Annotated in this window: 18 protein-coding genes; 1 reads left to right on the top strand and 17 read right to left on the bottom strand. The window is 61.4% G+C overall.

The features are described 5' to 3' along the window. Positions 1–95: 95 nt before the first annotated feature. Positions 96–1,562 carry an alpha-glucosidase/alpha-galactosidase gene (locus A6U87_RS13910; RefSeq protein WP_065691847.1) on the bottom strand — a complete coding sequence of 489 codons (1,467 nt, stop codon included), beginning with the start codon at positions 1,560–1,562 and terminating at the stop codon, positions 96–98. Between the two features lie 202 nt (positions 1,563–1,764). Here A6U87_RS13910 and A6U87_RS13905 point away from each other — a divergent pair, with 202 nt between their 5' ends. Continuing rightward, positions 1,765–2,655 carry an AraC family transcriptional regulator gene (locus tag A6U87_RS13905; protein WP_065691846.1) on the top strand — a complete coding sequence of 297 codons (891 nt, stop codon included), beginning with the start codon at positions 1,765–1,767 and terminating at the stop codon, positions 2,653–2,655. A 25-nt stretch (positions 2,656–2,680) separates the two neighbouring features. Here A6U87_RS13905 and A6U87_RS13900 read toward each other — a convergent pair whose 3' ends face one another. The 16 genes from A6U87_RS13900 to A6U87_RS13825 form a co-directional block, all read right to left on the bottom strand. Then, positions 2,681–3,394 carry a DUF899 family protein gene (locus A6U87_RS13900; protein ID WP_065691845.1) on the bottom strand — a complete coding sequence of 238 codons (714 nt, stop codon included), beginning with the start codon at positions 3,392–3,394 and terminating at the stop codon, positions 2,681–2,683. Positions 3,395–3,818: 424 nt separating this feature from the next. Further along, on the bottom strand, positions 3,819–4,343 hold the full coding sequence (locus A6U87_RS13895) for a DNA topology modulation protein FlaR (protein WP_244499491.1): 525 nt from the start codon (positions 4,341–4,343) through the stop codon (positions 3,819–3,821). 119 nt (positions 4,344–4,462) lie between these two features. Further along, complete coding sequence (locus A6U87_RS13890) at positions 4,463–6,412, bottom strand: adenylate/guanylate cyclase domain-containing protein (RefSeq protein WP_065692214.1); 1,950 nt, start codon at positions 6,410–6,412, stop codon at positions 4,463–4,465. A 237-nt stretch (positions 6,413–6,649) separates the two neighbouring features. Next, a complete protein-coding gene (locus A6U87_RS13885) occupies positions 6,650–8,731 on the bottom strand; it encodes an FAD-binding protein (RefSeq protein ID WP_065691844.1) in 2,082 nt (693 codons plus the stop codon). A 25-nt stretch (positions 8,732–8,756) separates the two neighbouring features. Continuing rightward, entirely contained in the window at positions 8,757–9,926 is a 1,170-nt protein-coding gene (locus tag A6U87_RS13880) for a Gfo/Idh/MocA family protein (protein ID WP_065691843.1), read from the bottom strand. A gap of 53 nt (positions 9,927–9,979) precedes the next feature. Then, the gene (locus tag A6U87_RS13875) at positions 9,980–11,635 is read right to left on the bottom strand and encodes a GMC family oxidoreductase (RefSeq protein ID WP_065691842.1); all 1,656 of its coding nucleotides are present in this window, start codon (positions 11,633–11,635) and stop codon (positions 9,980–9,982) included. Positions 11,636–11,682: 47 nt separating this feature from the next. Then, positions 11,683–13,188 carry a GMC oxidoreductase gene (locus A6U87_RS13870; RefSeq protein WP_065691841.1) on the bottom strand — a complete coding sequence of 502 codons (1,506 nt, stop codon included), beginning with the start codon at positions 13,186–13,188 and terminating at the stop codon, positions 11,683–11,685. Positions 13,189–13,200: 12 nt separating this feature from the next. Beyond that, a complete protein-coding gene (locus A6U87_RS13865) occupies positions 13,201–14,316 on the bottom strand; it encodes an ABC transporter ATP-binding protein (protein ID WP_065691840.1) in 1,116 nt (371 codons plus the stop codon). A 5-nt stretch (positions 14,317–14,321) separates the two neighbouring features. Beyond that, a complete protein-coding gene (locus A6U87_RS13860) occupies positions 14,322–15,266 on the bottom strand; it encodes a carbohydrate ABC transporter permease (RefSeq protein WP_065691839.1) in 945 nt (314 codons plus the stop codon). Beyond that, positions 15,263–16,210 carry a carbohydrate ABC transporter permease gene (locus A6U87_RS13855; RefSeq protein WP_065691838.1) on the bottom strand — a complete coding sequence of 316 codons (948 nt, stop codon included), beginning with the start codon at positions 16,208–16,210 and terminating at the stop codon, positions 15,263–15,265. The genes A6U87_RS13860 and A6U87_RS13855 overlap by 4 nt, the downstream gene beginning before the upstream one ends. A gap of 77 nt (positions 16,211–16,287) precedes the next feature. Beyond that, positions 16,288–17,550: an ABC transporter substrate-binding protein gene (locus A6U87_RS13850; protein WP_065691837.1), complete on the bottom strand. Its 1,263-nt coding sequence runs from the start codon at positions 17,548–17,550 to the stop codon at positions 16,288–16,290. Positions 17,551–17,645: 95 nt separating this feature from the next. Next, on the bottom strand, positions 17,646–19,154 hold the full coding sequence (locus A6U87_RS13845) for an aldehyde dehydrogenase family protein (protein WP_065691836.1): 1,509 nt from the start codon (positions 19,152–19,154) through the stop codon (positions 17,646–17,648). Beyond that, entirely contained in the window at positions 19,154–19,933 is a 780-nt protein-coding gene (locus tag A6U87_RS13840) for an enoyl-CoA hydratase/isomerase family protein (RefSeq protein WP_065691835.1), read from the bottom strand. The genes A6U87_RS13845 and A6U87_RS13840 overlap by 1 nt, the downstream gene beginning before the upstream one ends. Further along, positions 19,926–21,539, bottom strand: a complete 1,614-nt coding sequence (locus A6U87_RS13835; RefSeq protein WP_065691834.1) for an acyl CoA:acetate/3-ketoacid CoA transferase — start codon at positions 21,537–21,539, stop codon at positions 19,926–19,928. The genes A6U87_RS13840 and A6U87_RS13835 overlap by 8 nt, the downstream gene beginning before the upstream one ends. A 5-nt stretch (positions 21,540–21,544) precedes the next feature. After that, on the bottom strand, positions 21,545–22,546 hold the full coding sequence (locus tag A6U87_RS13830) for a Gfo/Idh/MocA family protein (protein WP_065691833.1): 1,002 nt from the start codon (positions 22,544–22,546) through the stop codon (positions 21,545–21,547). Beyond that, positions 22,543–23,592: a LacI family DNA-binding transcriptional regulator gene (locus A6U87_RS13825; RefSeq protein WP_065691832.1), complete on the bottom strand. Its 1,050-nt coding sequence runs from the start codon at positions 23,590–23,592 to the stop codon at positions 22,543–22,545. The genes A6U87_RS13830 and A6U87_RS13825 overlap by 4 nt, the downstream gene beginning before the upstream one ends. Positions 23,593–23,595: the final 3 nt, after the last annotated feature.

The following is a 23,595-nucleotide window of genomic DNA, read 5'->3' as shown; positions in this document are numbered from 1 at the left end:
TCGGCTGCCCCGGTTCTCCTCAACGATCCGGCAACGGGTTTGCGGCGATGGCGTCCCCTCCTTGGAACGCCATCGCCACCCGTCCTCCGGGAAACTCAGACGGCCTGCTTGAGCGCCGCTTTCTCGGCACGAAGTTCTTCGATCGAGCGGACGTTGCGGCGCGCAGCACCTGCCCATTCGCGAGTCTTCACAGTCGATTTCGCCAGGCGCTCCTTGGCGGCCGGAACCGCATCCGCATATTGCGGCAGCCAGCGGGCCTGGGCGACAACCATCTCGTCGACCATCTGCCAGACCTCTTCCGGCGTTGCGACGGCACCAACCAGCGGGTCGTGCAGTACGGCAAGCTTTAGGAGGTCGATATCGCCGCTGACGGCTGCATGAACCGACATGCGCTGGACGTTGATGGACGCCATGCAGGTCGCAGCACAGGCTTCCGGAATGGTGACGCCGGAGACCATGTTGATGCCGAAGCGATCGACGAAGCCGGGCGATTCAATGATCGCGTCGGACGGCAGATTGGTGATAACGCCATTGTTCTTGACGTTGAAGTGGCCGCGATAGACACGCCCCGTTTCCAGCGCTTCCAGGATGTGGCTGGCATGCTCGTTGGACCGCTTGGATGGATCGATCGGCTTTTCTGCGGAGGCGAGGAACTGCGGGAACTCCGTCTCGAACCAGTTGCGGGTTTCCGTGGAGTGACGGAGATAGCCACCGGTTTCGCCGTGGATCCAGTCGGACATGTCGATCCACTTGGTGATCTCGTCCGGCCGCTTGCGGTACCAGGGCAGGTATTCCGACAGATGGCCGTTGCTTTCCGTCGAATAGACGCCGAAGCGCTTCAGAACGTCGATGCGCAGCTTTTCCTGCTGTGAGAAGACTGGATGTGCCTCGAAGGCGGCAACCAGCTCGTCCTTGCCGATCTTGCGGCCGTTGAGCTTGAGATCGACGAACCATGTCTGGTGGTTGATGCCCGAGCAGATGTAGTCGAGTTCGGACGGCGACTTCGCGCCGAGTACCTCGGCGATCTGTTCGGCGCCGTGCTGCACGCCGTGGCAGAGACCGACAGTGTCTACCTTGCCGTATTCGATCGCAGCCCAGGTGTTCATCGCCATCGGGTTTGCGTAGTTCAGGAACTTTGCGCCCGGCTCGGCGACTTCGCGGATGTCCTTGCAGAAGTCGAGGATGACAGGAATGTTGCGCTGACCATAGAGAATGCCGCCGGCGCAGATCGTATCACCGACGCACTGGTCGATGCCGTACTTCAGCGGAATGCGGATGTCGTCGGCATAGGCTTCAAGGCCGCCGACGCGTACGCAGCTGATGATGTAACGCGCGCCGGTCAGCGCCTCGCGGCGGTTCGTCGTCGCCGTTACCTTGGTGGGCAGCTTGTTGGACGACACGATGGTGTCGAGGATCTGCTTGATCATCTGCAGATTGTGTTCGCTCATGTCGGTGAGCGCGAACTCGATGTCCCGGAATTCCGGTACGCAGAGGATGTCGGTGAACAGCTTTTTGGTGAAGCCGACGCTGCCAGCGCCGATGATAGCGATTTTGAAACTCATGATCCTAACCTCGATGCGATCAAAATACCGGCATTGGACAACGAGAAGAAGAATAGGACGCGGGCTTGCGCTCTCTATCAAAAAAGGCCAGAAATCCGGCTTATTCTCCTCCCCGCCACTCCTCGATGCTGGCGGTGTGCTCTCTCTTGGAGGCGGATTATGCGCAATTTCGGCGGGCCCGCCAGAGAAGGATTATGCTTTCATGGGTAATTCTGTGCTCCACAAACTGATTGAGAACGGCCCGGTCATGCGCACTGTTTCACTGCCGCGCGGGCGACAGAGCTTGCACACCATGCCGACCAGCACCGGATATGAAATCCGCGAGGATGCCACCTATGACTGGGATGGCCGCAAGCGCGGCCAGACGCCGTTCACCGTGCTTCAGCACACGATCAGCGGCTCCGGAAACCTGCGATACGAGAATCGCGAACTGCGGGTGAAGGAGGGCGAAACCTTGCTTGTTCTCGTGCCTCACAATCACCGCTACTGGCTGGACGATGGGGATCGCTGGGAGTTTTTCTGGATCTCGATGAACGGGGAAGAGGCGCTGCGCATCCATCGTTCGATCCTCGCCGTAACCGGTCCGATCCTCAAGCTGCAACAGGAGACGATCGAGCATCTGGCAGATTGCAGCCTGCGCCTGATCAACGGCGCGGAGACACCGGGGCTTGCATCGGCGATTGCTTACGAGGCGGCAATGGCGCTCTATGACGACGTGTTCGGCTCGCACCCGGTGTTCAGCGAGGAATACCGGACGATGCAGCATGTGATCGACTATATCATGAACAATCTCGAGCGTCCGCTGCCCGTGGAGGACCTCGCCCGGGTCGCTGGTCTCAGTCGCGCGCATTTCTCGCGCATGTTTGCCGCAAACGAAGGCCTGCCGCCGGCGGAATTCGTTCTGCAGAAACGCCTGAAGCGCGCGGTCAAGCTGCTGACGAAAACCGCCAACATGCCGGTCAAGGAAGTAGCTATCCGCTCGGGCTTCGAGGACGCGAATTATTTCTCCAAGGTTTTCCGTCGTGTTTACGGCACCAACCCGACGGAGTTTCGCACCACCGGCATGTATGCCAGCGTCGGCAGGCAGCGCTGAAGCGCTGCCTCGAAGCCTGGGAATGCTATGGCGCGGTGCCGTAAGACAATTTGGGATACCAAGTCGGTGGACGTCCTTCCGGCGTGGTGTCGAGCACCGTCCATAGCGGCATGAAATCGGGTGCGCCGCGCGGATCCTGCCCCGGGTCGGACGTCTCCGGTCCCATTTCCTGGCTCCAGAAGTGGCGGACCGATCCGTCCTTGCGGGTAAACACGTTATAGGCCGCATCGTCACTGCCGCCTTCACCGATTGCGTGGTAGTCGCGGCTGTACTCGTCGTTGGTGTCGGAATAGAGCGGCAGATGATGCCAGCCACGTTCCTTCTTGAAGGCAAGCAGCCGTTCGATCGGAGAGCGGGCGACGACAGCGAAGGCAGCCTGCTGGCTGATGTCGGGAACTTCGCCGTCCAGCGCCGATAGCATCGACGTGCACATCGGGCATGGGCGCTCACGCTCCGGACCGAACATGTAGCTATAGATGACCAGCGTGTCCTTGTTTCCGAAGAGCTCCTTGAGGCTGACCGGTCCGTCGGGGCCTTGGAACTGGTAGGTCTTCGTCACCTCGCCGCCCGGCGGCAAGGCACGCCGCATTTCCGCGACGCGTTCGATATGACGCCGCAACTCGATCTCTTCTGCGAGCAGTGCTTCGCGGGCACGGCGGTAATCTGCGCTTTCATTGGGAATGCGCACGCCATTGCGTCTTGCAAGTTCCATCGCGGAAACAAGGCTGGGGGCATCCATGGCAAGTCCTCCTTCTTGATTCGTCAGTTCCAGCAGACATGACCGCCCTGCCCGGTGCGGCATGTTCCTCTAGAACGTTTGGGAAGCGAGAAAATCGACAGGGCCTGAGAAAAAATCGGGGCTCGATGCCGGGCGCAGCCTTGAGGACTGTCCTACTACAGTGAGACGCCAGCCGTTGCCGGTTGCCTTTTTCGGCCGCGGCTGGCGTTGCCGGGCGATAATCGTCGCCCGGTATGCATACTGTGGTCGGAACGTTAAAAGTTCATGAGTCGTCCCTAATTGTCAAAGATGGAATAAAGAATGCGCCCATCGCCCACCACTTTGTGCAAGGCGATGCTTTGTCCTGCGGTTTGATGGGCATGGAGTTGCGCATAGACGATTGGGGCGTACCGCCTCACGATTGGGTGCCGTGGTTGCCTCGATACTAGGTCGACTGCTCGCGCCATTCGTCGATAGCCGAGGCAAGATCAGCCGCATTTCTGATGCGCCAGACACGTATTCCCTGGGCCGCAGCAAGTTGCGCGGAAATGGTCTCTTGGAACCTGCGTCCGTTCGTCAGGCTGCGTATGGCGAATTTGTACTGTTCCCATGGCCAATCTACGTTGCCTTCGGGAAGTTCGGGGCGAGTTCGTCCCATGTTGCGCAACGGCCGAATGGCCAGGCGCCAAGCTCTCAGCCATTCGGGAGGGTCCAGCCACATCACGCTATCGGCATGCCGGATCGCGTGAGCAAGTAGGCTTGGACCGCCCTCCAGAATCCAGCTGTCTCTTTGGATGGCTTGCGACAGATCGGCGCCGACCTGGGATCGAGGGCGCTGCCTCCATTCGCTGGTAAGTTTCATCGCGTCGAATGAGACAACGGGCACCTCCGGGTGTGTCGCAGCCAGCCTCGCCGCCAAGCGGCTTTTGCCCGCTCCGTTCGCGCCGGTAATGATCAACTTCCGCAGCATTGCTGTCCTATTCAGAGATCGGGCGGGCCATGAACTCCATCGGGTAGCAGCAGGCTACGCGCTTCTTGTGAAGCTGGAATAACTGCAAGTCGCGCGTTTCGCTGCGCCCAATCCGGAGGCTAGCTCGTTCGTGCCTGCTGCTGCACATCGATGCTCTGGTCACTATTCTCTCCGGTCAGTTCCCAGATGCCGACTTGTTCCGCACGTCCCTTGAGGTGAACCAGTCCCAATGGCCTGAGATCGAAGTGATCTGCTACGGCATCGCGGACGGCTTCGCTGACGAGGATCGACGTCTGGTAGTCCTTGTTCAATCCTTCCAGCCGCGACGCGACGTTGATCGTATCGCCCATTGCCGTGTATTGCTGCCGCGAGATCGCTCCGAAACTGCCGACGACCGCCGGCCCGCTGTGCAATCCAAACCGGGTGAACAGTTCCGGACGGCCACCCTTCCGATTGGCGTTGTTCAAGCCATCGATCGCCTCTTTCATCGCGAGCGCACATCGACAGCCGTGTTCGGCGTGGAGGGCGTCTTGAACAGGGGCATTCCACATCACGAAAATGGAATCACCGAGATATTGAACGACGGTCCCGCCGTGCCGCTCGGCAATCGTGTTCAACAGTTCGAAATAGGCCGACAGGATATCGACGACTTCTTCCGGCGAGTGCTGCTCGGATATGGTCGTGAAGTCGCGAATGTCGGTGAAGAGCACAGTCACATCCTGTCGCTTTGCCTTGACGAAAGCCCCGCCACCAGGATTGACGATCCGGCGAACGACTTCGCGCGGGACATAGAGCGCGAACTGACCGATCGCCCGGCGGCTTGCCGCCAGCGCACCCGCCAGTGTGTTGATCTCGGTGATCCAGGAATGCGAGACGGGTTTCTCGGTGATATCGAGATCACCGATCCTGCGCGCTTCGTCCGCCAGCCGGTTGAGAGAGCGACTGACCATGCGGGACAACAACACAGACGCGGCGACGCCCGCAACCAGCAATGCGGCTGCAATGAGAAGGTTGTGAACGAGCAGGCGGTTGGCCTGCGCCACTAGATCCTCGAGCGGGACGACGATTGCGGCCACATTTCCCTTGAACAGGCCTGACACATCGACGGGCGCAATCTGGACGAGGTAATTTTCACCATCAAACTGGAGCCGTGCCAACCCGCCGCTTGCAAAGGCGGGATCTCGCCTCAGCCTAGCCACGGTTTCGAGGCTCGTATCGAGATTGCCTGCCTTGGTATCGACCGGGCCGGCACTTCGTGACCAGATATCGAGGAGCTTGGCCATGATGGTCGGATCAGAATGGGCGACGAGATTGTCGGCGTCATCCATGAGGTAGGCGCGCGCACGCGGCGAAATCCCCTGCGCGTCCAACAGGCGGCCGATGGTCCGCAGGTGGATGTTGATACCGACGACGACCTTACCATTGTCCTTCATCGGTGCGGCGACCGTCAGCGTGGGGACCTTGAGCGTGCCGGTGACATAGGGGCCAACCGAAACCGCTGCGCCTTCGCGTATAACGGATTGATACCAGGGTCTCTGCCGGGGATCGAATGAGCCATTTTTGACGTTCCGCTCCTCTATCAGTCTCGTCCGGCTATCGAGAAAACCAAGCGTAGAGATAGCGTCTGCGCTTTGTGGCCGCGCGATGGTTCTGATGGCGACGGCCGTGCCATCGGGTGCCGCGAGCGTTTGGCGAACGTCCCGCCTGGCGGCATTGATGACCTGCAGGTATGAGCCATCGGGATAGCCCGCGTAGATGCTCGTCGCATCGGGGAGGCTTCGCAGCACTTCCAGAAAGAAATTCTGCTTTGCCTGCAGATCCTGTGGTGGCGGGGACGTAAGCTGCGGCAAAGTGGCTGCCAACGCCACCGCTTCGGTGCCACCTTGCAGCGTGTTGCGGTACCCCTCGATCAGCCGCAGGCTCATTTCGCGCATCTGCTGGACGCCTGCGCTGACCGCGGCCTCCCGCCCGTGGCTGAATGCCATCCAGATGATCGGCATCGATGTGCACAATAGCGATGCGACAATCAGAACGCCGAGATGCAATCTTAGGGGCTTCGACCAATGCACGGGGTTTGCCTCGAAATGCGAACGCTTCACTACGCGACCATCTCAATACTTGTCTTGCCAAGTAGACATGAGGGTAACAGTGGCGGCAGCTAAGTGCTTTTTGAGAAATTACACAAGATGGCGGTGTGATTGCCCCGAACTTTAGGCATGACTTGCCGGCGGGCACCGCGATTGGCCGCGAGCAGAGGCGACCGAAGTCACCTAGGGCTCCCTCCGGTCGATCTCGACCCAGCGCTCCTAGTCCGACTCGAGATCGTAGATTGTTCCCGTCAGCCATGCTGGCCAGTCGCGTTCGAAGAAGGCCTTCGCGGTTTCGTCGAATTTCCGGTTCGGGCGTGTATCGACCGCCATGCGCTCGCCATCCAGGCGGACGACGATCTGTTCCTCGCGGTGAGCGTCCCTTTCCTTGCGGAAACGGAACGCCTCGAGCGGACCCGTGCTGGATTGTGGAAGGGATTCACCCGCCGGATCGCAGATGGCGCGGGCGCCGCGACTGCCGCCACCGTTGCGGATGAAATAGTCCAGCGCCTCGAGGACGGCCTCGGACGCAAGCGCCATCTGTTGCCATTGGAGCGCGCGGCCAGCCTCTGCCGCGCGATCGTATGCAATACCGTGCTGGCGGATCTGCGCATTCAGGCGTCTCGCTTCCGCCAGGGCCGCCGACACGCTTTCTGCTTCGCAGATGAGCCCTGCCTTGTCGCTCATGCGGGCCTGAACATCTGATCTGATGACCTTCACGGTCAAGGGACTGTCGGTCTTGAGAAGGGCGAGCAGTTTGAGCACGCCGTCACCCGCCGCAGCACGAAGGTCTCGCCGCGAGGCGACTTTCGCCCGTCCGCTCGCGCCGATGTGTTCGCCGACGCGGGTGCCGAACACCTGGCCCGCATTCAGCGCCGCGCCGCCGGGGCGCGTGACACCGTGCGTCCCCGCAGCCTCGCCGATAGCGTAGCAGCCGGCGAGGCTGCTGCGCCCCCACGTGTCGACCATGATGCCGCCGTTCATGTGCTGGTTGTTGACGGCGAACTCCAGCGGTTCCGCGGCAATATCCACCTTGTAGCGTCGGTAAAGCTCGATCGCGAGCGGGTTCATGTGGCGCAGTCGCTGGATCGGGAGCGCCTGCCCCGCCCCGGCATTGCCAAGGTAGTGCTTCACGTCGTCATCAAGCCGTTCAAGATCGAAAGGCAAGTCGCCTGGCACCGCCAAGGGATTACGGTTGAAATCCATGAACACGCGCCGGCCCGCCGCGCTCTCGCGAAAGATCGCCAGGTCCACCAGGCTCGATCCGAAATCGAGCATCCGTGTCGAGTGAAACGGCCACTGGTAGCCCTTGCGAAAGACGTTCGACGCCATCTCCTGAGTAGTACGGTAATAGGCGGCGAGGAAATGATGCTCTCTTCCGTTGGCGTCGAGCGAATAGATATGCGGGATCGTCTGGACATAGGTTCCGGAAAGATTCCAGGGAAACCCTTCCCTGCGCGTTCCGATACCAAACTGGCTTTCCGTCAGGTTCACGAGCTCGACACCGGCCGCAAGCGCGAGACCGAGTGATCCGAAGCAGCCGTTGGGATAGACACTGTCACGATAGAGTTCGCCCGGGCCACCTGCTGCAAGTACGAGTACCTCGCAGGCGAAGAGCGCGAGGCCAAACTCGTTGGTCTCTGTGCGATCACTCGCTCGGATCGTAAGGACGCCGACAATGCGACGATGCGCACCGTCGCCCTCGGTCAGGATCTTGACGGCGGTGGTGTGGTTGAAGAAAGGGATGCCAAGCCGGATCGCCTCTTCCGCCAGCACCTTCACCATAAGGCGGGATGTGCGCGGTCCGCAGCTCGTCGCCCGGCCGACCTCGTCATGGTCGGTCTGGTAGCGAAGCGTGCCGCCGAGGCTGTCCTGAGGGAGCGGCAAGCCGAGAAACTGCAGGGAGGCCATCATCCGGGCCGATCCCACGGCCTCCACATAGGCTGTGTCTTCATCCATGGCGCCGCCGGCGCGTATCGCACGCGCCATCGCCTTGAAGTTATCGCCCTGATCGGCGATGTTCGCCGTATGCAGGGTCTGCTTGTCCGAGCCAGAACATGCCGAGGTTCCGCCCCAGGCGCTCTGGCTCATCACCACCACGTCGTCGCCGCGACGCTTCAATTCCACGGCCGCGCGCAGCCCTGCCGCGCCGGAGCCGACGACGACACAGCCGGCCCTGTAGATGGGCAGGTCGATGTCGGCCACCCGGATCGTCTCCGAAGATGCCGTCTCCGGGGATAGCCGTGGCATGTCGACATCGGTCAGGGCGTCGAGAATATGTTGCGGGACATCGATGGTCATTGGTCCGGGTCCTTGGGCGTCGTTGTCAGGCGAGCGGAATGTCGACCCAGCGCTTGGCGCGCGAGGATTCCATGCAGGCATCGACGATCTGGCAGATGTGGTGGCCGTTTTCGAAGGTCGGCCACATCGGCGTGTTGGTGGTGATCGACTTGATGACTTCCGCGGCCTCGATGATCTTGCTTTCATTGTAACCGAGCGCGAAGTTCGGCAGCGGCAGGAAAGCTCTGAACGTCGGGTTCTCCGGCCCCACATCGATTTCGCGAAAGCCGGCACGGCCAGTCCGGTCGTCGTTCGTATAGAAGCGAAGACGGTTCACCTCGTCGTAGGTGTAGACGATGCTGCCCTTGGTGCCGTAGATCTCGTAGGTCTGCATGAATTTGCGACCGGTCGCCACGCGGCTGAAGTCAACGATCCCCGCCGCGCCATTCTCGAAGCGGCACAGCAGGTTGGTGGCGTCAGGATTGGTGATGTCCGCCCACGTCTCGTCGCCCTTCAACGCGACCTTTTCTCCGTAGCCAAGCCCGTCGACGACGGGGCGCCTGGAAGTGATAATCAGGTTGTCCGCAATCAGCGAGCTGACCCGTCCGACGAGAAACTCCATGAAGCTGAAAATGTGCGAACCGGTATCTCCGACAATGCCGGTCGGGGCGAGCTTCCCGTCGGCGCGCCACATGTAGGGGGCCATCGGATCGCCGTACATGTCGATGTGCTGGCAGCCCTTGAACATCTTGATCTCGCCGATCTCGCCTGCGTCGATGATCTCCTTGGCGAGGTCGTGAACCGGGTTGCGCGGGAACGCATGCCCGACCCTGGTGATGACGCCTTTTTTCCTGGCGATGTCTGCCAGTTCACGGGCTTCCGCCGCGGTGTTCGCGAGCGGCTTTTCGCAGTAGACGTGCTTTCCGGCGAGCAGCGCGGCTTTCGCCACCTCGTAGTGCAGGCTGTCGGGCAGGCAGATGTCCACCAGATCGACGTCGGGATCATTGACTGCCAGCTTCCAGTCTTGAACGATCTTCGCGCCCGCAGCGCGTCGAGCCAGATCCTCGGCCACTCCAGGATTGGGGTCGGAGATCGCGACGACCCGCGCGGTTCCCCCTGATGTGCCGAGGAAATGTGGGAATGTCTGGTAGGCCATGGTGTGCACCTTGCCCATCCAGCCCGAGCCGCCAAGAACAGCAACCTTTACTTCGGTCATTATCGTCGCCCCTTTGGAATTCGGCCCTCCCGGGACCGATGACATGTCGTCGCTTATCGGATGTCGGCCCGCGCTCTCGGCCGGGTGTCGTTTCGTTCGTAGGAGAAGATTGCCGACGGCAGCGGCGGAAGGCCTCGAATGATGTCGGCACCTTTTTCCCCGACCATGATCGTCGGGGCATTGGTATTGCTGGATGGAACGCGTGGCATGATCGAGGAATCGCAGACACGCAGCCCCTCGAGGCCATGAACCCTCAAGTCGAGACCAACCACTGCCTCCGGCCCGGTTCCCATCTTACAGGTGCCGACGGGATGGTGATCGGTCTTTGCATTGGCGCACCCGTACTCGAAAAGCTCCTCGTCCGACATCACCTTCGGGCCGGGAAGCCGCTCGGCGAGAACGAACGGCTTCAGCGCCGCCTGCTGCATGATCTCGCGAGCGATCTTCAGCCCCTCGAGAGACATCGTCTTGTCATGCGGATCGGACCAGTAGTTCGGATCGATCAGCGGAGCGGCGGAAGGATCCGACGATGATAGCCGCACCGTCCCCCGCGATCTCGGATGCAGATAGGCGGAGTTCAGGGTGACGCCTGCATTTTTCAGGCGTTCGACACCGGCCTCGATGCCCGAGCCCAGGCCCAGATGAAACTGGATGTCGGGTGACCTCGCCTGCGGATCCGCGTACCAGAAGCCCCCGGTTTCAAACAGCGAGGATGCGACCGGTCCGGACCGGAAAAGGACGTACTGCAGCCCAGCCCAAAGGGTGCGATGAAGTTTCGCAACGCCGTCATAGGTGTGGTCTCCGGTGCATTCGGCGATCACGAAGAGATCGAGGTGATCCTGAAGATTGCCGCCCACGCCGGGCAGATCATGCAGCACCTTGAGGCCGACGGACCGAAGATGATCGCCCGGCCCGATACCCGACTGCAGGAGAAGCTTCGGCGAGCCGATGGCGCCTGATGAAACGAGGACCTCCCGCTCGGCCCTGACAATTTCCAGGCCATTCTTGCCGACGATTTCAACACCGACGGCGCGATTGCCTTCGAGCACGATGCGCGAGACGCGCGCGTTCATGCGAACCGTCAGGTTCTTCCGATCCCTGATCGACGACAGATATGCGAGCGACGCGGACGAGCGGCGACGATTGCGCTGCGTCAGCTGGTAGAAGCCGACCCCCGCCTGCTGCCGGCCATTGAAGTCGTGGTTATAGGGAATGCCGAGCTCCTGACCGGCACGGATATAAGCATCGCAAATGGGGAGCGCTGAGACCGGCATCGATACGCCGAGCGGTCCGCCGTAGGAGTGGTAGTCGTCGGCGAAACGCTGGTTGTCTTCCGCGCGCTTGAAGTAGGGAAGGATGGAGCGGTAGTCCCAGCCGTCGCATCCGTCCTCGCTCGCCCACATGTCGTAGTCGGCCGCATTGCCACGTGCGTAGAGCTGGGCGTTGATCGACGAGCCTCCGCCGATCACCTTTGCCTGGGTATAGCGAAGGACCCTGCCTTTCATGTGCTTCTGCGGGACGGTCGACCAGCCCCAGCTGGCTACACCCTTCGTCATCTTCGCAAAGCCTGCGGGCATATGGAACAGCGGGTTCCAGTCGCCGCCGCCCGCTTCGAGAAGCAGGACCTTGACTTCAGGATCTTCGCTCAGTCGGTTCGCGAGCACGCATCCGGCCGGACCGGCACCTGTGATGATGTAGTCGAAACGCATTTTGCTATCCTGTCGAGGCAATGAACCGATGGAATGAAGAGAGCCGCTCATGATCGCAGGTCCGTGGTTGCGATATGGTCAGCCACGCGAAGAGCCTGGCTGGCCACCGTGAGGGCTGGATTGACCGCCGCGGACGTCGGCAGGAAACTGGCGTCCACGACGAAGAGATTGCGGTGCTCATACGAGCGGCAAAAGGTATCGAGCGGCGCTGTCGCGGCGTCGTTCCCGATGCGGATCGTCCCGCACTGATGTGAGGGCGTACGTTTGTCGAAGGCTCTTGCCAGGACGATCGGGAAGCCGATCGACTTCAGAATTTCCTTCAGCTTGGCGACCAACGCCAGATGCGCCGCCCAATTGGTGCGCTGCCATTGCAAGATGATCCTGTCGCCATCCACCATCACACGGCTCTCGGGATTGGGGATGTCCTCGCTCATGGCGTAGAAATCGATCGCGTGGCCGGTAACGAGGTCGAGCATCCACTCGGGGACCTGCGGAAGCGAACCCTTGAGGATCCGGGCGGAGACGCGTCCAAGAAGCTGGACGTTGCCAAGCGGCGGTCCGCCCTTGCCGTCGGACAGGTAGAAGTCGTTGAAGGCGAACGTCTTCTGGTAGATCGCATTGTTCTTGAACCTCGGCGAGACACCGATCACGGCCGAGGCGTTGTGGTTCATGAAGTTTCGGCCGACTTGGTCGGAAGCGTTTGCAAGACCCGTCTTGAAGCGATCATTCGCCGACCGTAGCAACAGCACCGACGACTGAACGGCCCCGGCGGACAGAATGACGATCTTCGGGGAAACCGACCGCGTCTCGCCATCCTTGATATAGACGACCTTCGCCACCTCGTCCTTCGATCCCGTCTCAAGCCTGACGACACGGGCATTCGTCTCGAGGATGACATTGGGATGCTTCATTGCGGATGAAAGGGCCGCCGTTTCGGCATCCATCTTGCCGTCGTCGGAATTCGGATGGGCGTCCCACGGGGTTTTCGCCTTGGCGAGCCAGGCGTCGATATCGATGCCCAGTGGGAGCGACGCCGGGTGGAGCCCCTTCCTCTTGAGCCGCTCGCGCACGGCAGCGATCGGCGCTTCGTCTGGGACCGGAGGATACTCATAGCCCATAGAATGAAATGGCTCGGTCGGGTCTTCGCCGAGCGTTCCGCACACGTTGAAAAGCCGTTCCGCGCGACTGTACCACGGCTCGAGGACCTCATAAGCGAACGGCCAGGCCGGCGAGACGCCTTCCTGGTGCTCGATCACATCGAAGTCTTCCTTGCGATATCGCGACAGCACCGCACCGTAGAACTTCGAGTTTCCCCCCACGTTGTAGTAGTTGCCTGGGTTGAAGCCCTTGCCGTTGGCGTCATACCACGTCTCTTTCGGCCGGAAATGTCCCCTCTGAAAGATCGCGCGCTGATCGCGATTGACTGGAAGGTCGGCGATATGATCACCGGCCTCCAGGATCAGGATCCGTGCACCGGTCGAAGCCAGCCCTGCCGCAACCGACGAGCCGCCGATACCGGATCCGATAATCACGATGTCAGGTGTGACGCTCATGTCTGCCATGCCTCAAGCAATCCGGACCTGGGTCTGGGGATCGAAGAAGACCGCCTTGTCGAGGTTGAACGCGAGCCGGGCGTTCTCGCCCGCCCTGATGCGCGCATCGGCCCGAAGCCGCGCCACGACTTCCTTTCCGCCGAGTTTCGTCACCGCGAAGGTGTCGGAACCAGCGGGCTCGACGACCTCGATCAGGCAATCGTTCTCGGAAAGGGAACGGGCGTTGCGGTCCGCTCCCTCGGGGTCCGTCAGCGCTTCCGGGCGAATGCCGAAGACGACATTGCGGTCTGCGTATCCCGCAAGCGAGGCCATGCTCGGTGCGACCGGGAGGTTCAAGATCTCGCCGCCGGCGCGTTCCAGTGCCACGTTGAGGCCGCTGCCGTTTCTGGTGATCCTTCCGGAGAGCAGGTTCATGGCAGGAGATCCCATGAAGTCTGCGACGAACATGTTCGCCGGATTGTTGTAGATCTCGGCCGGCGTGCCGAACTGCTGAACGATGCCATCTCTCATGACGGCGATTTTGGTGGCCAGTGTCATCGCCTCGATCTGGTCATGCGTGACGTAGACGATCGTCTTGCCGGTGGTCTGGTGCAGGCGCTTGATTTCCGTGCGCATGTCGACGCGCAGCTTGGCATCGAGGTTGGACAGCGGCTCGTCGAACAGGAAGAGTTTCGGATCGCGCACCAGCGCCCGACCCATGGCGACACGCTGGCGCTGGCCGCCCGACAGCTGGCTGGGCTTGCGGTCGAGAAGATGGCCGATCTGCAGCACCTTCGCGACCTTGTCTATCGCCTGCTTGCGCTCTTCAGGCGGGACGCCGCGCATTTCCATGCCGAAAGCGATGTTGCCGGCCACCGTCATATTCGGATAAAGCGCGTAGCTCTGGAACACCATGGCAATGTCGCGCTTTGACGGATGCAGGTCTGCGATGCTGCGATCATCGACGCGGATGTCGCCTTCGGTGATCGACTCCAGCCCGGCGATGGTGTTGAGCAGGGTGGACTTGCCGCAGCCGGACGGGCCAACGAGTACGAGAAAGCCGCCCTTTTCCAGTTCGAGATCGATGCCCTTGAGGATTTCGAGGGCGCCGTAGCGTTTTCTGAGACCTGAGATGTTGAGAAAGGCCATTTGATTTATCCTTTGACAGCACCCGCCATCAGGCCACGCACGAAGTAGCGGCCGGCGAGAATGTAGACGAGGAGGGTCGGCGTGGCGGCGATCATCGCGGCCGCCATGTTGACGTTGTACTCGACGACACCGGTCGAGGTGTTGACGACGTTGTTCAGCGCCACCGTCATCGGCATGGATTCCCCCGAGCCGGCGTAGGCCGAGGCAAAGAGGAAGTCGTTCCAGATGTTGGTGAACTGGTAGATGACCGTCACAACGATGATCGGCAGCGAGTTCGGCAGCATGATGCGGCGGAAGATCTGGAAGAAGCTCGCGCCGTCGACCTGCGCGGCCCGCACCAGTTCGTTCGGGAAGGCCTCGTAGTAGTTCCGGAAGAACAGGGTGGTGAAGCCCAGGCCATAGATCACGTGGACGATCACCAGGTTGACCGTGGAGTTCCCGAAACCAAGCGAGACGCCGATCTCATTGCGAAGCGTGTTGCCGAACCGGCCCAGGCTTCCAAGGATCGTCGCCATCGGCAGCAGCACCGACTGGAACGGAATGAAGCAGGCAAAGAGCATCAGGCCGAAGACGAGCGTGTGGCCGGGGAAGCGCCATTTTGTCAGCACGTAGCCGTTGAGCGCGCCGAGAATGGTCGAGATTGCAACGGCCGGAACCACCATCTTGATCGAGTTCCAGAAGTAGCCTTTGATCCCGGCACAGGTCAGGCCGACGCAGGCCTCACCCCAGGCCTTGAACCAGGGCTCGATCGTCGGCGATTGCGGCAGCGACAGCATGTTGCCGTTCTGGATTTCGTCCATGGTCTTGAACGAGGTGACCAGCATGACGAAGAGCGGCATCAGGTAAACGATCGCGAAGAATACGAGCAGGCCATAGATGATGGTGCGGCCGATCCAGCGCGAGTTTGCGCTACCTTTGGAAGGCGCGATCGAGGCGGAGATAGAGGTCATCGCGCCTTCTCCTTCAGTTCGGAATAGAGATAGGGAACGATGATGGCTGAGATCGTCATCAGCATGATGATCGCGCTTGCCGATCCGACGGCCATCTCGTTACGCTTGAAGGTGTACTCGTACATGAAGTTCGACGGTAGCCAGGCCGAGCCGCCGGGGCCGCCGGAGGTCAAGGCGACGACAAGATCGTAGGACTTGATCGCCATGTGCGCGAGGACGATGAAGGCCGAGAGAAATACCGGGCGCAAGAGTGGAATGATGATGCGCCGATAAAGTTGGCCCGTGGTCGCGCCGTCGATCTGCGCGGCCTTCATGATCTCGCCGTCGATACCCCGCAGCCCCGCTAGAAACATCGCCATGACGAAGCCGGAGGCCTGCCAGACACCGGCGATGACCACCGTGTAGATGACGAAATCCTTGTTCTTGATCCAGTCGAAGTGGAAGCTCGTCCAGCCGAAGTGATGGAGCGTCTGCTCAAGCCCGAGGCCCGGGTCGAGGAACCATTTCCAGGCGACACCGGTGACGATGAAGGAAAGCGCCATCGGATAGAGAAAAATCGGTCGAAGAAGTCCCTCACCGCGGATCTTCTGGTCAAGCAGGATAGCCAGGAACAGGCCAAGCGCCAGGCAGATGCCGATGTAGAGGAAGCCGAAGATCCCCATGTTGGTGATCGAGGTGTACCAGCTCGATGGCGGATCGTTCTCGAAGGTCCAGTGCCACAGACGCTGGTAGGCGCGGGCTCCCGTCAGGGTGTAGGACGGGAACGTCTTGGAATTGGTAAAGGACAGATAGGCCGTCCAGACGATGAAGCCATACACGAAGATGATCGTGATGGCGAAGCTGGGCGCCAGCACGATTTGTGGCAATGCGTTCTGCAAACGTGTGCGCATCGGCACCGATTTCGCGGGCGTAAGAATGGGTTCGCTGGTAGCGACACTGCTCATGGTCGAGGTCCCTTCGAGGGAAGTAATCGATCGGGAGTCTTCCCCGCCAATGCCACGGGGAAGACTGTCATCCGGTCTTAACGTGCGTCGTCGATCGCCTGGACGAGCTGTTTGACAGCCTCGTCGGAGGTCTTGATCTGGCCATGCACGAACTTGGACACGACATCCTTGTAGGCGTTGGCAATCGCCGGAGGGGCGCCGTAGCCCTGGGCGAGCGAACCGAACAGCGTGCCGCCTTCGTTGGCAGCCTTCAGGTCGGCGATACCCTTCTTGCCGCAGGCGTCGAAGTCGGTATCCGGAACGTCGGTACGGGCCGGAACCGAGCCCTTGACGACGTTGAAGGCCGACTGGAAGCTCTTCGACAACGTTGCGGTTGCCAGCGCCACCTGGGCCGCCTTGCGGTCGTCAGGAACGTTGAACATGCCGAACATGTCGGAGTTGTAGATCACGCTGCCATCCGTGCCAGGGAAGCGATAGCAGAGGAAATCCGTGTTCGGCGTCTTCTTCGCCGCTACGAATTCGCCCTTGGCCCAGTCGCCCATGACCTGCACCAGCGCGTCACCCTTGATGACCATGGCGGTCGCAAGGTTCCAGTCGCGGCCGGAGAAGTTCGGATCGACGTAGGTGACAATCTTCTGGAGATTGTCGAACGACTTTTTCATCGTGTCCGACTTCAGCGCTTCTTCGTCGAGGTCGTTGAAGGCTTTCTTGTAGAATTCAGGGCCGCCCGTCGATTCCACGATGGAATCGAACATTGTCGCTTCCTGCCAGTTCTGACCGCCGAGCGCGAGCGGAATGACACCGGCCGCCTTGGCCTTGTCGAGCAGCGCGATCAGGTCGTCGAAAGTCTTCGGTTCGGTGCCGCCGATCTTGTCCATCACCGCCTTGTTGATCCACAGCCAGTTGACGGAATGGACGTTGACGGGGGCAGCGACCCACTTGCCGTCATAGACGGAGAACTTTTGCAGGGCCGCCGGAACGGACTTGTCCCAGCCTTCCTTCTTGGCGGTCTCGGTAAGGTCGCCCATGACGCCCGCCTGGGCATAGTCAAGCACGGTGTAGCCGAGCATCTGTGAAGCCGTCGGATAGGTGCCTGCCGCAACCATCGCCTTCAGCGCGGTCATTGCCGCGTCACCGCCACCACCGGCAACCGGCACATCCTTCCAGGCGTAGCCTTCCTTGGCCAGATCACCCTTCAGCACGTTGAGTGCCGCAGCTTCGCCACCCGACGTCCACCAGTGCAGCATCTGCACTTCCTTAACGTCATCAGCGCGTACCACTGTCGTCGCGCCGGCAATTGCCAGTGCGATCACAGCGGTAGATGTCAGAAACTTGCCCATTAAAACCTCCCAGTGCAAGTTTGAAGGTGCGAGACCATTCCCGCACCGATTACCCGCCCTCCTCAGGCGTAGTCTTGTGGCCGGCCAGGCCGGTATTAGCTTTTCGGCATCCACCAGTTCGTGCGAGCGCCGATATGCATGTTGAGCGTCTTCGTTTCGGTGTAGTCCTCAACGGCGTGGCGCCCCAGTTCGCGGCCGAGGCCCGACTGTTTGTATCCGCCGAACGGCAGCTCGGAGGCGCCGTCCATGAAGGTGTTCATCCACACGGTTCCGGCGCGCACCTTGCGGCCGATCGTCAGGCAGGTATCGAAGTCACGGCTCCAGACGCCGGCGGAAAGGCCGTAATCGACGGCGTTGGCGATTTCGATCGCTTCTGCGGCGGTTTCGAACGTCAGCACCGAAAGGACCGGTCCGAAGACCTCTTCGCGCGCGACCGCCATGGTCGGCGTTACCGCTTCGAGGATGGTCGGGGCCATGAATTGGCCCATCCCGAAATCGAGCGCTTCCCCTCCATGGGCGACCTTCGCCCCATTGCCTTTCGCTGCGGAGACATAGGCGCTGATCTTTTCCAGATGCTGCGGCGTGATGATCGCGCCGACCTGGGTGGTCGGGTCCAGGGGATCGCCGACCTTCACCTCCCTGGCGAGTTCGGCAACGCGCTTGACGACGTCGGAGGCAATGCTCTTGTGAAGGATCAGGCGGGAGCCGGCGTTGCAGCATTCGCCAGCGTTGAAGTAGGCGCCGAATACCGCAGCGTCGATGAAGGCATCGATGTCCGCATCGGGAAACACGATCTGCGGGTTCTTGCCGCCGAGTTCGAGCGACACTTTTTTCAGCGTCTGGGCGGCATTGGTCATGGTTAGCTTGCCGACGCCCGTCGAACCCGTGAACGAGACCATGTCGACGTCAGGATGGGTCGTCATGATCGAACCGACTTCCGGCCCAGTCCCGGTGACGATATTGACTGCGCCGTCGGGGAGCCCGGCTTCCTGCAGGATTTCGCCCAGAAGAAGCGTCGATCCCGAGGTGAGCTCGGACGGCTTGACGACTGTGGTGCACCCGGCTGCGAGCGCGAACGGCAGCTTCTGTCCGACAATCAGGAAGGGGAAGTTCCAAGGGGTAATGATCGACACGACGCCGATCGCCTCGCGAAGCACAACACCCAGAGTTCCATCGCCGAGCGTGTTGTAACTCTCGCCGTGCAGATCGCGCGCAAGGGCTGCCGCATAGCGCCAGATGTCGACGGATCCGGCGATTTCACCGCGCACCTGGGAAATCGGCTTGCCGGCCTCGATCGCATCGAGATAGGCGAGTTCTTCCGAGCGGGCAGCGATAAGATCGGCGGCCTTGAGCAGAACGTTCGCGCGTTCGGAGGCCGTCATCCGAGGCCATGGGCCATGGTCGAAGGCCTTGCGGGCAACGGCGATTGCGCGTTCGGCGTCAGCCTTCGTTCCCATCGGGTAGCGGCTGACAACGACGCCGTGGCTCGGTGCGACGCGTTCGATGGGCTGGGACCCGCCGGCTTCCCATTTGCCATCGATAAACATCTTGAAATCGCGCGCCTTGTGGTCGGCAAGGGCCTTCGGCGTAACCAGAACCGTCATTACCATTCTCCTTTGAACTGTGCGGCACGCTTCTCCGTGAAGGAAGCAACGCCCTCCCTGAGGTCGCCGGTCTTCGCGACGAGGATCGATCCCAGAGCCTCGACGGCCGTGCCGTTGTCCTCGCCATTGGCGCAGGCAATCATGAGCTTGACGACTTCGAGTGCCGCTGGACCGCGCGCCGCGATCCGTGCGGCATAGTCGTTTGCAGCAGCAAGGGCGGTACCGGTCGTGGTGACCGCATCGACAATGCCGAGCGCCTGCGCTTCATCAGCGCTGAAGATCTCGCCGCCGAGGGCCATGCGACGAACGACCTGCGCGCCGAAGCGCCTGACCAACCGCTGGGTGCCGGACCAGCCCGGCACCATGCCGAGCCCGGTTTCCGGAAGCCCGATCTTGATCTGCTGTTCGGCGATGCGAATGTCTGCGACGCCGGCAAGTTCAAGGCCGCCACCAAGCGCATGGCCGTTGAGAGCCGCAATAAGCGGGACCCGAAGCGTGGCGAGGCGCTCGAAGATGCGATGGCCGTGGCGCACCCACGCATGGCCGAATTCTTCCGGACGCATGCCGCCCCACGCCCTGATATCGCCGCCGGCCGAGAACCCCTTCCCCTCGCCCGTCAGGATGGCTACCCGGATTTGGGCATTGGCTTCCACCTCGTCCGCCGCGTCAGAGAGTGCGCGCAGCATGTCCAGATCGAGAGCGTTCAACTTCTCCGGTCGGGAGACCGTCATCGTTGCAACATGACCGTCGATCTCGACTTTTACGGTGCCGCTAGCCATTGAAGACGCCCTCCAGAACGCGGGCAGCCTTCTTGGGAAGCGAAAGGCCAATGGTCGCCTCGGCAAAGAGGCTTGCGTCCATGGTCTTGAGATTTTCGGACACAATCAGCGGGAATTCGGATTGATCAAGAATGTGTTGCTTGAGGTCGACGCCCGGAGCGATCTCCGTGAGCACGATCCCCTTCGGCGTCAGCTTCATCACACAGCGTTCGGTGACGTAGGTGATGTCCTGTCCTTGCTCCACCGCCCGCTTGCCCGAGAAGGTGACGTGCTCGACTTCGTTGACCAGCTTCTTGAGCTTGCCTTCCTTCTCGATGGCGAGCGTCCCGTTTTCGATGGCAAGCTTTGCGCCGGCGTTGAACATGCCGGAGAAGACGATCTTCTTCGCGCGTGCCGTGATGTCGACGAAACCGCCGGCGCCTGCGGTGACATGCGGGCGGAAGGAAAGCTTCGACACATTGACCGAACCGTCTCGGCCGATCTCGAGGAATGACAGAAGCGAGGCGTCGAAGCCGGCGCCCTGGAAGTAGGTGAACTGATAGGGTGATGGCATGTAGGCGTCGGCATTCGATGCGCAGCCGAACGCGAAGTCGAGCAAAGGCACGCCTCCCACCGCACCCTGCTCGATGACCCACGTCACGGCGCCATGTAGCCCCTCCTCCATCAGAATGCGGGGTACGTTTGCCGAAATGCCGAAACCGAGATTGACGCAGCTGCCGTCCTGCAATTCCTGCGCGACGCGGCGGGCGATGACTTTCTGTATGTTGAATTCAGGTACCCTGAACGTGTCCAGCGGCCGGAATATCTCTCCCGATATCGCGGGGTCGTAGAGGGTCTGGGTGGTCTGCTTCTGGTTGGGATCGACGACGACGTAATCGACAAGCATGCCGGGCACGCGAACATCGTGCGGCTTCAGGGAGCCTTCCTTGGTTATGCGCTTGACCTGCGCGATGATGATGCCGCCGTTGTTGCGGGCCGCAAGCGCCTGATCGAGGCCGCCGAGATAGGCGCCCTCATGTTCGTAGGTCAGGTTGCCGCGCTCGTCGGCGGTGGTGGCGCGAATGATCACGACCTGCGGTATGATCGACGGGAAGAAGAGATAGTCGTCACCCTCGAAACTGACACGCTTGACGACCGGCTCGCCGGCGCCGAGATCGTTCATCGCGCAGCCCTGTCTGTTCGGGTCTACGAAGGTTTCCATGCCCACCTTCGTGAGAACGCCGGGGCGCTTTGCCGCCGCCTCACGGTGGATATCGAACATGATGCCGGACGGAATGTTGTAGGCCGGGATCTCGTTGTTGGTGATCATCTGCCAGATCAGGGGCGGCTCGGCGCCGGACGGGCCGGACGGGTAGGAGCCGCCGATGATCTTCTTGAGAAGGCCCTTTTTCGCGATGTAGTCGACGCCCTTGATCCCGCTCATGTCGCCCGCGGCGATCGGGTGAAGCGTCGTCAGGTCGCGCGGATGGCCGGTCGCCTCGAAACGCTCGCCGATCGCCTTCAGCATCAGGTCAGGGCAGCCGAGGCCGCTCGAAGACGAAACGGAAACGATCGCACCGTCGGGAATGAGAGCTGCGGCCTGCGCCGGGGTGATATGCTTGCTCATGTCGCTTAAAGTCCTGTTTCAACTTTGATCGCCGCACCGCTCGCAACCGCTTTCTTGACCGCAAGCGCGGTGGCAAGCGACCAGATCCCGTCCTCGGCCGTGGCCGATGGCGATCCCTCGTTTATTGCGCTGTGGAAGGCCTTGATGACGCCTTCGTAGAGATTGCCGCCGTCGGTCGGCAGCTGGCGCTCGCCGTCGCCGTTGCGAAGCACGACGGTACCGACGGGGCGCTGGGTCATGACATTTCGGCCGATGAGCGAACCTTCGGTGCCGTGCACTTCCAATCCGGTTTCGACGAACCTGGTGGTGAAGCCATCGTGGAACTGGGCGATGACGCCGTCCTCGAAACGAACGACGCCCATCACGCTGTCTTCCAGACCCTCGCTGCCCATCCCGCCGGATTGCGCGATGGCTACGACCTCGGTCGGGTTGCGGCCGAGCACGTAGCGCAAAGCGTCAACGTCATGCACGGTCAGGTCGAGGATCGCCCCTCCGCCTGCCGCAGGCTTGTCGAGCCGCCACCCCTGTAGGTGCGTCGGCAGATAGCCGGCATGAAAGACCCGTGCTGAAAGCGGGCGTCCGATCTTGCCCGCCGCGATGGCATCGCGGATCGCCGTGTGGGTGGCAGCGTTGCGCAGATGGTGGTTGGTCGCGAGAACAACGCCGGCGCGTGCGGCTGCGTCGCGCATCGCTCTCGCATCCTCGACGGTGAGTGCGAGCGGCTTTTCGCACAATATGTGCTTGCCGGCACGGGCGGCGGCGACCGTCTGGCCATGATGAAGGTCATTGGTCGTGGAGATGTATACGGCGTCGATGTCGGCGTCCAACAGTATGTCGTCGATGTCCGTCGTAAAGCTTGCGATGCCGTTGTCGGAAGCGTAGTTGCGCGCCCGCTCGGCGTTTGAGCTCATGACAGACGAGACCGTGCCGCCTGCAGCGCGGATCGCGTCAATGACCCATTCGTGTGCGATCGTGCTTGCACCGATCAATCCCCAACGGACGGTCATGCCTGCTCCCTCCCAACAGGGTTGCTGCTGCTTGCGCCGCAACTGTCCCGGACCACGAGCCGTACCGAGGAGACGATCGTCTCCGCTTCGGCCTTGCCGGCGCTTATCTGCTTCAGAAGGAGTTGCGCCGCCCGCCGCCCCATCCCCTGCGGATCCACCGAGATTGTCGTGAGAGCAGGAACGGCCGTCCTCGCCTCAATCACGTCGTCGAAGCCGACGATCGAAAAGTCCCTGCCCGGTTCGATGCCCTTCGCCCGAAGGCCGTCGCATACGCCAAACGCAACCGCGTCATTGAAGCATACGGCGGCGGTCGGCTTGTTGCCGATCGACAGCGCCCGCCCAATCGCCTCGGCACCGCCTGCCCTCGATGGCGCGGCGTCGACGATCAGATCATCGTCCTCTTCGACCCGGCACGCAGCCACTGCGGCGCGATAACCCTCCAGGCGCTCGTTGAAGACGGCGGTATCGCGGAACCCCCCAAGGAACGCGATCCTGCGATGGCCGAGCGATACCAGATGCTGGACGGCTGCAAAGACACCCTCGCGATTGTCCGATGCGATCGACGAGACTTTTGCGCCTGGTACGTTGCGAACCGCAACGACGACGGGGATGCCCGAGGCAACGATCGGTTTCAGGTCCGATGCTTCGGTGCCGCGCGCCGGTGAGAGGATGAGGCCGGAAATGCCGTGCTCGCGCATCGAGGCGATGACTTCGCGCTGGCGGTCCGGGCTTTCGCTTGTGTTGGAGAGGAACTGCACGAAGCCGGCCGACTGGACGACCATATCGACGCCGACGGCCAGTTCGGCAAAGAAGCCGTTGGTCAAATCATTGACGACGACGCCGATGATTTTCGATTTCGAGCCGGACTGCCTGAGGTTGGCGGCGCCGCGATTGTAGACGTAGCCAAGCTCGCGCATCACCGCGTTGACTTTCGTCCTCGTCGCCTCGTTGACCAGGGAAGAGCCCTGCAGGACCAGCGAGACCGTCGACTTCGACACCCCCGCAGCCTTCGCAATATCGATGACGGTAACCCGCCCTTTTGTCATCAG

The organism is Rhizobium sp. AC44/96 (genome assembly GCF_001692185.1).
GTDB lineage: Bacteria > Pseudomonadota > Alphaproteobacteria > Rhizobiales > Rhizobiaceae > Rhizobium.
The sequence above is the reverse complement of the archived record's forward strand: the minus strand, read 5'-3'. Positions and strand labels throughout refer to the sequence as shown.

Bases quoted from the DNA above. Each gene is read 5' to 3' on its own strand.
- A6U87_RS13855 (WP_065691838.1), bottom strand. From the start codon at position 16,210: ATGAGCAGTGTCGCTACCAGCGAACCCATTCTTACGCCCGCGAAATCG.
- A6U87_RS13825 (WP_065691832.1), bottom strand. From the start codon at position 23,592: ATGACAAAAGGGCGGGTTACCGTCATCGATATTGCGAAGGCTGCGGGG.
- A6U87_RS13905 (WP_065691846.1), top strand. From the start codon at position 1,765: ATGGGTAATTCTGTGCTCCACAAACTGATTGAGAACGGCCCGGTCATG.
- A6U87_RS13895 (WP_244499491.1), bottom strand. From the start codon at position 4,343: ATGCTGCGGAAGTTGATCATTACCGGCGCGAACGGAGCGGGCAAAAGC.
- A6U87_RS13910 (WP_065691847.1), bottom strand. From the start codon at position 1,562: ATGAGTTTCAAAATCGCTATCATCGGCGCTGGCAGCGTCGGCTTCACC.
- A6U87_RS13865 (WP_065691840.1), bottom strand. From the start codon at position 14,316: ATGGCCTTTCTCAACATCTCAGGTCTCAGAAAACGCTACGGCGCCCTC.
- A6U87_RS13835 (WP_065691834.1), bottom strand. From the start codon at position 21,539: ATGAGCAAGCATATCACCCCGGCGCAGGCCGCAGCTCTCATTCCCGAC.
- A6U87_RS13870 (WP_065691841.1), bottom strand. From the start codon at position 13,188: ATGAGCGTCACACCTGACATCGTGATTATCGGATCCGGTATCGGCGGC.
- A6U87_RS13900 (WP_065691845.1), bottom strand. From the start codon at position 3,394: ATGGATGCCCCCAGCCTTGTTTCCGCGATGGAACTTGCAAGACGCAAT.
- A6U87_RS13880 (WP_065691843.1), bottom strand. From the start codon at position 9,926: ATGACCGAAGTAAAGGTTGCTGTTCTTGGCGGCTCGGGCTGGATGGGC.
- A6U87_RS13860 (WP_065691839.1), bottom strand. From the start codon at position 15,266: ATGACCTCTATCTCCGCCTCGATCGCGCCTTCCAAAGGTAGCGCAAAC.
- A6U87_RS13850 (WP_065691837.1), bottom strand. From the start codon at position 17,550: ATGGGCAAGTTTCTGACATCTACCGCTGTGATCGCACTGGCAATTGCC.
- A6U87_RS13885 (WP_065691844.1), bottom strand. From the start codon at position 8,731: ATGACCATCGATGTCCCGCAACATATTCTCGACGCCCTGACCGATGTC.
- A6U87_RS13875 (WP_065691842.1), bottom strand. From the start codon at position 11,635: ATGCGTTTCGACTACATCATCACAGGTGCCGGTCCGGCCGGATGCGTG.
- A6U87_RS13840 (WP_065691835.1), bottom strand. From the start codon at position 19,933: ATGGCTAGCGGCACCGTAAAAGTCGAGATCGACGGTCATGTTGCAACG.
- A6U87_RS13845 (WP_065691836.1), bottom strand. From the start codon at position 19,154: ATGACGGTTCTGGTTACGCCGAAGGCCCTTGCCGACCACAAGGCGCGC.
- A6U87_RS13830 (WP_065691833.1), bottom strand. From the start codon at position 22,546: ATGACCGTCCGTTGGGGATTGATCGGTGCAAGCACGATCGCACACGAA.